Annotated in this window: 7 protein-coding genes; all 7 read right to left on the bottom strand. The window is 31.5% G+C overall.

Annotation, left to right across the window (positions count from 1 at the left end):
• Positions 1 to 264: hypothetical protein (locus MK119_RS23665; protein ID WP_290684111.1), on the bottom strand; the 264-nt coding region annotated here is incomplete at its 3' end.
• A 205-nt stretch (positions 265 to 469) separates the two neighbouring features.
• Complete coding sequence (locus MK119_RS23660; RefSeq protein WP_290684109.1) at positions 470 to 730, bottom strand: hypothetical protein; 261 nt, start codon at positions 728 to 730, stop codon at positions 470 to 472.
• Between the two features lie 2 nt (positions 731 to 732).
• A complete protein-coding gene (locus MK119_RS23655) occupies positions 733 to 3,186 on the bottom strand; it encodes a cysteine peptidase family C39 domain-containing protein (protein ID WP_290684107.1) in 2,454 nt (817 codons plus the stop codon).
• 129 nt (positions 3,187 to 3,315) lie between these two features.
• Positions 3,316 to 6,750 carry a hypothetical protein gene (locus tag MK119_RS23650; protein WP_290684105.1) on the bottom strand — a complete coding sequence of 1,145 codons (3,435 nt, stop codon included), beginning with the start codon at positions 6,748 to 6,750 and terminating at the stop codon, positions 3,316 to 3,318.
• A gap of 510 nt (positions 6,751 to 7,260) precedes the next feature.
• Complete coding sequence (locus MK119_RS23645) at positions 7,261 to 10,332, bottom strand: CHAT domain-containing protein (RefSeq protein WP_290684103.1); 3,072 nt, start codon at positions 10,330 to 10,332, stop codon at positions 7,261 to 7,263.
• A gap of 40 nt (positions 10,333 to 10,372) precedes the next feature.
• Positions 10,373 to 11,095 carry a hypothetical protein gene (locus tag MK119_RS23640; protein ID WP_290684101.1) on the bottom strand — a complete coding sequence of 241 codons (723 nt, stop codon included), beginning with the start codon at positions 11,093 to 11,095 and terminating at the stop codon, positions 10,373 to 10,375.
• A complete protein-coding gene (locus MK119_RS23635) occupies positions 11,092 to 11,619 on the bottom strand; it encodes a sigma-70 family RNA polymerase sigma factor (RefSeq protein WP_290684099.1) in 528 nt (175 codons plus the stop codon). The genes MK119_RS23640 and MK119_RS23635 overlap by 4 nt, the downstream gene beginning before the upstream one ends.
• Positions 11,620 to 12,054 lie beyond the last annotated feature (435 nt).

Raw genomic sequence — 12,054 nt, 5'->3', positions numbered from 1 at the left:
TATTATTTCAGAAGATTGAGGACCAAGCATATAAGATATCTTTTCCGATGCTTTTTCAATAAATACAAAATATGATTGTGTACTATAAATGTTGCTTTTATCAGCAACAGCCTCGTAACTAAGAAAATGGTAGTCCTTGGGACCTTTATCCGAAATTATATAGTTTTCTCTAATTCCTATATATTCAATGCTATTTTCTGCATAAACAGAATTAGACTTAATGAGATAATTTTTGACTTTTTCTATAAGTTCTTGTTCTTTCATTTTAAATATTTTTAATTTGGAAAAGGTATATCGTTGTTTTTTAATAAAATTTCTAATTTGGCTTTTATAGTGTCAAAATATTCAAAAGCGTGACTAAAAGGCCATCTAACTTCAGGAGGCGTTCGAACTTCCGCATCATTAGATTTATATGTTTTTTTAGTTTCAGCCAGTCTTTTTTAATATTTAATATAAAACATGAAAATATTTATATTGGATATTTCTGTTTAATGTATTTAATACACTCATTTTCAGTGTTAAATAATTTATTTTCTGAAACTTGTTTTTCCCAATCAATAAAAATAAAAGATTGATCTTCAATAAAAATTCTTATGTCAATTGTAAGACGTTTTTCAATATCATCCCCGTTGTACCCTCCTTTTAAGTAGGTTTTATTATCTATATCAGAAATATAGGTATGATACCCTAATTCATTCAATTTTTCACTTAAACTTTTTAATTTTTTCATTCTTATCTAATTTTAAACATTATATTCCCTCCCTGTATCCATAAATTTTTAAAGTGATCTAAATCGATAATAGCTTCGACTCCACTAATAGAGTTATCGAATACTTTCTCTAATTGATTTCCTCTAATACCTTGTTCAAAGGCATCATCAACCTCTAATGGCCAAGGATCTTTAATATGAACTTTTTCCCCCACAATCTTATCAACAATAATTGTATGTTTATTTGGAGGAAAACCGACATTAGTTATAAAACTTTTACCTCCAGAGTCCAATAACATTGCATCAAAATTTTTAAATTCATCTAAGCTTTCAAAATATGTTTTTGCAAACACTTCTTTATCCTTAAATATTTTTACCATTGCATAATATATATCTTTTCCATCTGTTCCCGTTTCAGATGTTTTAGCTAAGACTCTAATTTCTGACTCAGTAATTTTTATTCCCAGGTCATCAGCATATTTCCTTAGACATGCAGCAGCACAGGACATCCATTCTTCTTGCTTGAACATATTTCGAGATAGAACCTTTGTATATTTTAAAAAACCACCTGACCCTGATCTTGCAAGTTTTCCAATTTCGTAAAGATTATTTAAATATTTTAAAACATCTTCGTCTTTTGCTTTAAATTTAAAAATCTTCCTTAAAGTTTCCTTTAAATTCTTTATTTTTCCTTCTGCAATTTTTACGCCAAAATAAACTAATATTCTGATATCTGATACTTCTGAAACTGGTGCTGCTATTAGAAGCCCAAATTTTTGCATGTTTTTAACGATTCTCTGTCCTCCAACACCTAAAAGCCTAGCGACATCAGCGTATGGTAGCATTTTAAAATAAGTGAACCCTAATCTTTTTATAAAGTAAAATTCAAATTCTATTTTAAATAGTAGGTCGTCTATTCCTTTCCTTAAGCTTACAACTCGTTCACTTTTTGGTAAATTTCTTATTTTGGCTAATACTCTAGGACCATGTTTTAAAATTCCAGATCGTACAAGTGCTGTTATACTTGCTAATCCATATGTGCCACTTACCGCATCCCAATTTTCAATAAACCATTTTATAGACCCTGAATATTCTTTATCACTGCTCTTTAAAAGTTCTTTTAAAAGATCCAATGAACCCACAATAATTTCCGTTACTGCAATAAATGCAACGACACCAGTTGCACCTGCTGCTAATGCACCTGCAGAAACTAAAACTGCAATAATACTTGTTACTTTAACAACAGTACTAATAACCTGATCCCATTCTGCTTTATCAGATAGCGTTTTAACATGCATTGCCGTTACAATTCGTTCTATCCCAGTGGCTTCATCTACCATAACCACCAAATCTAACGGATGAAATATGGTTTGTTGTTTTACACTTATATTTTCAGTACTTGTAACGATTTCTTGATAAGGAACTCCAAAAGAATCATGAGTAGTTCTTTCTCTTGATTTAGTATATTTCTTAGATACTTCTAGAAAAATTTCCTTTTGATTATCCTCAAGGAAAAGATTGCTATTGAGTTTGTATCCTTTACCAATTGTAAACTTTGCTTTCGTCAGTCTTTTTCCTGGCACCTTTGTTAGTGGAATACTTACAGCGTCTAATAATTTAGCAAATTCTTGCTTGAAATAATCACCCAAAACATCATATGTTTGAATTATCTTTTCTGGATTATCATGAAAATACTTGTAGAGCACCTTTAGGTCATTAAACCCAGTCAGCAACGTTAAAATCGCAGAACTTGCATCTTTAAACCAACTATCTTTATCATAGGTGACCAATTTAAACAGATCATCAATTAGTGCAGAGTCGCCTATTCTCTTTAAAATTGGCAAAGGTGCTTTTTCATATAATAGTTTTAATTTAGAAGGTTCTTCTGTTATATTTTTAAAAGCTTCGTCAAACTTCTTAAACACAAAATCTTCTATCTGCTTTTCTTTATAACCTAGATACTTACCAAGAGCGATATAATCATCATAATTTCTAGTCATAATATCAATAGCAACTCTATTTACGTCAGATAAATTAGTACTATTTGTTCTCTTGTCATATCCTTCATAAATAAATACTAAATGATATTCTACATATCTTTTCCTATAATTTATATTCATTCGTACAACATTTTGGTCTGTACGAACATTTGCTTTTTTAGTATTTAGTATTGCGTTTAACTTCAAACTACGTCTTTCACCATTTTCATTGGTTACATACAATGGAATATCAACTAATGGTCGCGCGGTATGAACTTCATCAGTTTCTCTATCAACAATCTCAATACTTTTTCTGGTTGTACTTAAATACCTATTATAATTAAAATCACGTAGTAACCCTGAGTTTTTAGCACCTTTTAATTCTTTAATAAGTTTGTCGTAGTCAAGTCTATGCTCTTTAAGAAATCCAGATGATGATTGTTCTTCTGCAAGTGGAAAGTTTAAACCAAATTTTTCGGCTAATTTGAATGTACTCATATTTTAATTTTTTTGAGTTTTTTAGCATATTACTTTTAATCATAAGTATGAGCGACAACTCATGAATATGTTGCCGCTACATACTATTTTCTATCAACTCCTATTTAGAGTTTAAATTATCCTACTTGACTATTTTGGAGTAGCCTCTGTTTGATTACCTTCTAAGATTGCCGTACTAGTATGTACTGTATTATCTGTAGTATGTTCTTTGCAGTAACAAGGTAAACCTCCTTCTTTTAAGGCTGCAGATTCTGCTTGCACAATGGTTAAAGATGTTGGAATACGTGTTTCCCAAGTTCCTTCAACTTCGCCTTCAATAGTTTGCATTTCTTCTGATACAGAGATGTACAAATCATCATCCATATCTACTACTAAACCTTGACCATTCCATAATTCTCCTGTCTCCATATACCAGTTTACAGCTTCTTCAAATCCTGGTTTTACAGGCACCACGGCTCTTGCCATTCCTGATTGTAAAAATGCTTGGAATAATGGATCTGCTGCATCTGTAGATTGGAATAAGTCTTTCCAATCTTTTTCATCAGCATAGAAGTATGGATAAAATACATATGCCATAATCTCCCAATCAAAAGCTTGCTCAAAGAATTTCACTACAGAAGCATGTAATTCTAAAGTTGTTCCTTTATTCACTTTTGCAATGCTGGTTTCTTCATTTTTAGAACCGTAGTTGTTAACTGAAATGGTATGTCCTTTTTGCTCTGCTAATAATTCAACAGCAATACGCTTGATTTCTCTTTTTTCAAGGGTACGGTTGAATAATGGATTGAAACGAATTGTCTCTTCATTTTTAGCTGAAATATCTTCATTAGCTCTGACTAACTCATTATATTGTCTTAATTGCTCTTCATATGTGCTATAAATCGAAGCATAGGTTTCATTTTGCCATTGTGAAAATGCTTTTGGTGTAATGGTACAATATGCTGTAACATTTACTCGAATACCTCCAACATCTGCACCTGTAAAGGATACAGCTAGTTCATCTTCAATATTACTAAGTGGTAATAATCCAGTAGTAGTATCCCAATGTGCACCACCAGCCGTAATTCTGTGATTTTCTACCGCTACTGTAGCATAGGTATATTCAATGGCTTTAGGTACAAACACAAATCCTGCATTAAATCGCGTTCCTGTTGCCATATATCCTTGCGGAATTTCCATTTTAAAGTTACTAGCACCTGGATAGTTATGCTCTGCGATATAGGTATTCCCAACGACACTAAATGAGTCTGAAACTGTTTTATTGATTTCAATACCGTTTACTTCAGCACCATAATGACCCGCAATAGATTGATAATTTTCTACGGTTAGATCTGCTGCACTCATTATACCATGAGCACTTGGGTGTTCTGGTGCATCTGGTAAAATAATATTTGAATCAACTGTTTGGTCTTCCAGTTGTTTTTTAATAGCTTCTTTAAAGAAACGAGAAGGCTCTGGAATTGCAAATTCATACATTAAGCGTTTGCCATAGTTGATTAAACTATTTTTATAGATTTTATCTACCCAACGATACACTCCTGTAATATGCTCAGTTCCTTTGGTATTATCAAAACCATGCGTATTCTTTTCTTCGAATTCTCTTAAGATTCTTGTAGTACGCTTGGTACTTACTTTTTGAACAATACGTTCCATAGCACGTTCCGTAACTTCTTGCGCATACGTTTGTGCTTGAGAATTAGAGTTTGAAGTTGAACTAGATGATGAAGTATCTGCATAACTTCCGACACTATATGTCCCGCTTGGGAATTTACCATTCACTCTTCCATCTACACCGTAATTATTAGCTTTATCTTCATTTAAAACAGCAGATACTTCACTTTGCATTTCATTACGCTCTGTAGTTGTTGTGTCATTTAAGTTTTCTACTTCACGTTCTCTAGTTTCTTCTGTTGTACTTTCAATACTGTTTAGGTTGCGTGTTTCTCGCTCTTTGTATTCGCGAGCTAAAATATTTTCAATATGAGACACTTCACCTGGCACATAACAACATACTTCTTGTTCTACACGTCTAAAATCTGCAATACCAAGTTTAGTTACACCGTATATACGATTTGCGTTTATCGTTGATGGTTCACCTGTTCCTTGTCCTTTTAAGGTCGCACAGCCATTGAATACAAGTTTGCGTTTTAAAGATGCAATAGCTACCGAAGAAAAACTATAGACCTTACCATTATTGAGTGTAAACTCACCACTAAATTCAATTTCGGTTCCTTCTCCAAATAAGAAAGGATCAAAGTGGAAAAATGCTGTTAATGTATTTGAGGTACTTGCCATATTTTGTACGGAAAGTCCAGCTTTTTCAACACCACCTTGTACATATTTGATTTTAAATGTAGCACTAGTAATAGACGCACTCGCATAATCAGTAGCTAATTGCATCATCATTCCATATTCTCCACTTGGATATGTTGTATGAATAGCTGCAAAACAGTATGGATTAACTGTACCTTTAGCAAGATTCATCTTTGCTCCGCTAATATTCACAGTTTTTCCTTTGTCAGCTTGTTTATTTTTGAAAATAACTTGATTAGCAGTTTTGGTTTTTTCAGCTAAAAATGCGTATATAGTCTCAAAATTCGTTGAACTATCTAATTTTTGTTCTTTGAGGATATTTAAAGAAGCATCTGAAATTTTACCCTTTAAATACTTCTCATCAAGTACTGTTTCGGTAACAGGTACGAATTCGGGAATTTTTAAATCTGGATACGTACGTTCTTGACGGACATTGCCTAACTCATCAGTAACTTGGATCATCACAGGTTTAGCTTCATCGATAACTTTTTGAACAGCTGCTCTATGATTTTTTACAGCGTCAGCATGTGTGTTTTCAGCCTGTTTTTTATAAGCAGCTTCAATGCTTTTAAGTTCTGTTTTTAACGTTTTGTATTTTTCAATAGCGTGTTCAGCTACAAAACTTTCCAGACTGCGTTCAAAACCATCTAATGAAGAGGCGCGTTTTGTGATTTCGTTTGTTTCTGTATTAGCAAATAACTCCCTTGAAATTACAACACTTGCATGAGCACGACGTGTAAATTCTTTTTGCTGTGCTTCTGTAAAGATGTGTCCAGCTGTAACAGTTTCTGTTAGTGCTCTGAGCGCTATTAAGAATTTATTTGCAATCAATAGTTGAATACAAGCTTCTCGAACATATAAAGATGTTTTGTTGACAGTCTGATAGATTAAATTTTCCCAAATTAACAGCTCTTCTTCACTAGTTAATAAAGCTACTTCTGAAATGTTTTCTGAAACACTAGCAAAAGTAAGTTCATTCTTGTTTCGCATCAACCAAGACGCAAATCGATATAAGCTTTCATTTACTTTTCTAGTTTCTGTACGTGTTTTTAATTCTGAGAAATTTGAACTAACCGTATTAAGGGCTGCTGCTTTATCTGTATCTTTTAATCCTTCTACAGCATTATAAAAAACACTTTCAGCTTTCTCTGGGAAAAATACAAATCCTGGATCTTTTTCTTCTTCTACAATCAGTTGTGGATTACGTAGGGTCACAAATCTAAATAGATTGTTTTTAATCGGTTTACTCATAAATACATGAATTTTAAAAATTAATAATTACTATACTTTTTGTTGTATCTTAATGATTGATGGTGTTTGTATTTTGGGTGTGAATAAAGAATTTAAAGTGCTTTTTTATAGCTAAAAAACAGGCAAAGAAACCCTAGTCCAAAAACAATTCTTTTTTTAACAATTCGTCAAAAAAAGGAATGCTTTCAGCATCACAGTTCAAAAATATTTTAGGTTTGGTGTGGGAAGTAATTGTTTAAAACTACGTAATGCTTTTTTAAACTCCTAGAACAAATTGATAAGCGTTAAGTTTTTTTATAAGCGTTAGATTTTGTCTAAAATTTAGGTTAATTTTTAGATTTTCTTAACGTTTGATAGATTGCAATACTGTTCAGTTTTTAAAAAATAAGCATAGAGAATTCTTGTCAATTACACTACAATATGTATATGTAAAAAACGAGATTTATGACTAGATATAGTTTATAATTTTTGAAGAAATCCTATAGTTACAGGAAGATTTTTTTAATGACTTTAAGCTGTGTTTTTTCGCTTTCGGTAGATACTGAATCCTAAGAGAATAAAAGCCAAACATCCACCAATGATATAGTATTTTTGGTTGCTTCCGCTAAATTGAATTGGTTCCATATTCCCAGCAGGAATAAATGCTGCCCAAAAGTAGGGTGCTGCTAAATTTTCATTTTCAATATAGGATAATTTTGCTTCGTGTAAAGCTTTGTCTTTGGTCATTCCTTGTTTTAAATTGCTATAAAATAAGGTCATCAATTTGGTTGTTTGCGCATCGTTTACATTCCAAAGACTTGTAATAGTACTTCGGGCGCCAGCATAGGTGAAAGCTCTTGCTAAACTAATAACACCTTCTCCTTTTTGCAATTCACCAATACCCGTTTCACAAGCACTTAAAACTACCATATCAGCATCTAAATCTAGATTATATAATTCTCTAACATACAGTTGATCGTTGGATAAAGAATCATTGTTTTTACTAAAAGCAATGAATGAGAAATCGCCTTGTTGGTCATTCGATTTGGCGTGTGTGGATAGGTGAATTACTTTATGATTTTTTGCATTTGAAATAAAGTTGGCTTTAGTAGCTCTATCATTTTTAAAGATACTTGTATTGAATAAATTTTCAATGGCTTCTACTTCCTCAATATTATGTTTTAATGCTCCCAATCCGTTACGTCGCATAGCAATGGTTTCCGCTTTTTCATTGTCAAATTTTGGCGCAAAAGCCAATACATTATTTGACGCTTTAGAATTATTTTTTTCTTTTAACTTGCCAAATAATGTTGCCGAATAATTATAACTGATTTGATATTTTTTTAATAAGTACGGAAGCGATTTTATGTCACTTGCTTTTGAAGCGTTTTCCGTTAATAAAGCATCAAAAGGAATAAAATTTAATTCTCCATCAGGAATAATAATTAGCTCTTCTGTGATTGTATTTTCAATAGGTTGTAGTAGCTTTTGATACAGTTTAAATGCCATTTCTTTATACAATGAAGTATACTTTTGTAGGTTGTCATCGGAAGCATTAGGCAATGCCCAATAATTATAGATGCCTTCTCTTAATTGTGATACCCATTTTTTGATAGGAAAGTCTTTTGAAACGCTCGTATAGGTAAACGATTTCTTTGTAATTACGAATATGAAAATGTCTTCTTCACCTACAAAATATTCTACTAAAGATTGTTTTTCTCTAAGATGTTTTTGAACTTCTTTGATAGCAATAACGTCTCTATTGTAAATTAAATCATAATAATCAGGATACTTATTTTTAAAGGTTTCCTGTAACTGATTTTGCTGTCGTTTTAATTTGAAAAGTTTTGTATTATAGAGCGCAACTAAGCTATCGCTTTGTGGTTGTGGATCGTTTATTTCTAGACTTTTTTGCTCCTCATAAAATACAATGTCTACTTTGAGTTGTTGCTCTAAGATTGCCAAACTATCAGGTATTTTTGTTGCAATAGTACTTTTTTCTTTATTAAAACTTTCCGTTAGTCTTCTAGCTTTGGTTTTTTCTAGTATTTCTAGAACGGATTCTGCTTCTGTTTTTTGATTCGAAGTCACAATATGTTTCACATAGCTTTCATATAAAGGGAATGCCTTTTTCAATTGAAAATCTTTCGTAGAAGCTGTTGTGTATTCTTTAATCGTAAAATCGTCTAGTGCAATTGCCTTTTTGTAAAAATAGATGAGTGAATCGGTTTGGTTTGAAGCCGCATTTTTGTAGTAATTGATTTTGGCATTGAGGTATTCCTTTCGATCTTTTAATTGATCAAAGTGAAGTTCAGAAAGTGCTTTTTTAGGTAATTTTTGAGCAATACTATCCAAATATGAGTTTGCGAGTTCATACTTTTTTTGTGTAATTAATACATTGGTAAGTTCTAATTGACACGGAATGACCAAATAATGGTTTTTAGGATAAATTTTTAAGGAAGCCTGCAAATAGTCAACTGCAGCATCAAAATCGCCTGTATTTTTTGCTACCAAGGCAAGATTGGTATATCCTTCAGTAGCGTTAATGTCTGCAACTTCAGAATTTTCTAAGTAGTAATCTAAAGAAGCTTTATAGTATTTTTGTGCATTTTCATAGGCTTTTAAATCGTAATACGTATCGCCAAAGTTTTTATAAAGCATTGGATACAGAAAATGATCTTCTCCAAGTTCTTTTTTTAAATAGAACAAGGCTTTTTCATGATATTCAATGGCCTTTTCTGGTGTTCCAAATTCTGTATAATATGCAGCTAAGTTCCCATAGGATGAAGTATAGGAAACTTGTTGATCTTTAGGTAATTTTTGATTTATTTCTATCACTCGTTGCTGATATTCAATAGCTTTATCTAAATAGTATATTTGGCTATATGCACCCGCTAAGTTATTATAGGCAACCAAATTTCCACGATGATAAATACCATATAATTTTTCTTGGATTTGGATCGCTTTTAAGTAGTTTTCAATGGCTGGATCAAAGTTTCTTTGTTGTTGTAAAATGTCACCTTTACATGTTAAAAAGATGGCTTCTTGTCCTTGATTTTCAAGTTTTTTGATGACTTGTAAACCTTTTTCAGCAAATTTGAGCGCGGTATCAAAATTTTGATCACCTTTTTCTACACGTAGCATTCCTTTGTAAGCATCAATCATATTTTCATGATCTTCGGAATAGTGTTTTTTTATGGTAGCAATGGCTTTTGAAAAGTAATTTCTTGCAGTTGAATAATCGCGCTTTAATCGATACAATGTTCCTAAATGAATATATGCATCATAGACAAGTCGATGCTCACCATTTTTTGTAAAATGTTCAATGGCAGTGTTAAAGTGTTGCACTGAAGTACCGTATTGTCTTTGTCCAAACTTAATTTTTCCTAAAGTTACATTTGCCAAACCATTTAAAGAATCATTGTTTTTGTAATGATTTATTGCTTTTTCACTAAGCTCAAAGGCAGTTTTATACTCTTTGCCTTCAAAACTTTTTTGAATATTTTCAAACAAATAGGCAATGTTATCTTTTTCTTGATGTTGAGCAGATATAGTTGAGGTAAACCATAAAAAAATAAGGATAACAAAATAGTGTAATTTCATAGCAGTTTTTAAATTCATTTTTAGTCTTTGAATAAGTATTTTACGGCAATTCAGCTAATAGCTTTTGCACATTCTTTTTTCGACTATTACTAAACTGTAATCTTGTATTATTCAACAATGTTTTAGCTTTGGCTAAGCTATCTTGTTTAATGAGGGAAAGAGACGTATACCATTGCGCTTCGTTATACAAAGGATGTTGAAACGTTACTTTTTTAAATTGTGTTTTTGCTTTTTCAAGCTTATGCATAGCAAGTAAAGATATACCATAATAAAAATGCTCAGAAGAGTTGAGGTTTCTTTGAGCAGCTATTTTTTCAAAGGTTTCTATAGCAAGTTGATATTTTGTAGCATCATAATAATTCAACGCTTTTTTAGACAGATTTTTATCAGCAGTTGTTCCTTTCACAGTATATGCATTCGGATATGGGACAAAATAGTTTTCAAACAATTCTCCTGAACTTAATTGTTGAATGCTAAAGAAGTACACGCTAAAAAAGAGCATTAAAACGGCTGCAATTCCTGAAATCCAATATAATGAAGTACGTTTTGGTGTCGATTTTTCATTAGAAAGTTCTTCTCCTATATGCTGAAGCCTTTCCTTTAATGCCAACCTTCCTTTATAGGCAATGACAGCTGTTTCCAAAAGATTCAAAAATGAGTCGTCCTCCTTACGTGCATCAAAAAGAAATTTTTCTTCTTCAAGTAATTCACCACGTAAGAATTTTTCAATCAATTCTTTATCAGAAATGGGACTTGTACTCATGTTCTTAAATATTTTAGTACATTTTGAAAATAAGGAGTTGCTTCAATTATTTTTCGTAATCTTTTTAAGCATTTACTCTTTTTATTCCGAGCTACTTGTTCATTTTTTAAATCGTTTGCCATAGCAATTTCTTGCATGGAGCTCTTCATATAAATGCTTTCTATTAATATTTTTTTACAAGATGCTCCAATTTCTTCTAATAATTTTTCAACGAAGTGTGTTTTATCAATATAGAATAACTCAAAGTCTTGCTCTGTAAAATCGTCATCTTTGATCGCTGCTTCTTGAAATTCGTTATGAGTTATTCTTTTATTTTTTCGCTGCTTATTGTACCAAATATACTTTCCTACTGTATATATATATCCTGTTATGGTAGTTTGTAACTTAAATTCTTGATTTTTTACTTTTTCATACCATACAATGATTGCGTCTTGAATAATATCATCTGCACTAAGATTGTCTCCGCCATTAGCATTAATAAAATTACGTAAAGATTCATCTACAGAAGCGTATACGTATTTCAAAACTTGAAACTCCAACTCTGGCTGATGTTGAAGAACTTCGATGATTTCGATATCAGAAAAGACTCTTTTTATAGCGTTAATTTCTAGGTAAATTTTTTGTAAAAATATACTGCAATTATTACAAATGCAATACTAATATAGAATTAATATAAATAAAACAAAAAAATAAAAAGGTTACACTTTTTTATTTACGACATAATAGTATAAATAATCGAGGAAGTAAACAGATTTCCATTTAAATAAAGTAAATAATTAAACTAAGTATATTATGAAAACAAGACAATTTTTATCATTAATCTCGCTAATGCTGATGGCATCATTTATAACAACTTCATGTGGTCCAGGAACAGAAGAAATTACACTTGATCAGTACAATATAAAAATGACGGTTCCTAAAAATGATTTGAAAGTAAAATTTGAAAAATTAAAAAATAC

The organism is Kordia sp. (genome assembly GCF_022447245.1).
Lineage (GTDB): Bacteria > Bacteroidota > Bacteroidia > Flavobacteriales > Flavobacteriaceae > Kordia.
Note: the sequence above shows the minus strand (reverse complement) of the source record. Positions and strands in the feature narration are given on the sequence as shown.

Coding starts and splice junctions, on each gene's coding strand:
- MK119_RS23660 (WP_290684109.1), bottom strand. CDS start 730: ATGAAAAAATTAAAAAGTTTAAGTGAAAAATTGAATGAATTAGGGTAT.
- MK119_RS23655 (WP_290684107.1), bottom strand. CDS start 3,186: ATGAGTACATTCAAATTAGCCGAAAAATTTGGTTTAAACTTTCCACTT.
- MK119_RS23650 (WP_290684105.1), bottom strand. CDS start 6,750: ATGAGTAAACCGATTAAAAACAATCTATTTAGATTTGTGACCCTACGT.
- MK119_RS23645 (WP_290684103.1), bottom strand. CDS start 10,332: ATGAAATTACACTATTTTGTTATCCTTATTTTTTTATGGTTTACCTCA.
- MK119_RS23640 (WP_290684101.1), bottom strand. CDS start 11,095: ATGAGTACAAGTCCCATTTCTGATAAAGAATTGATTGAAAAATTCTTA.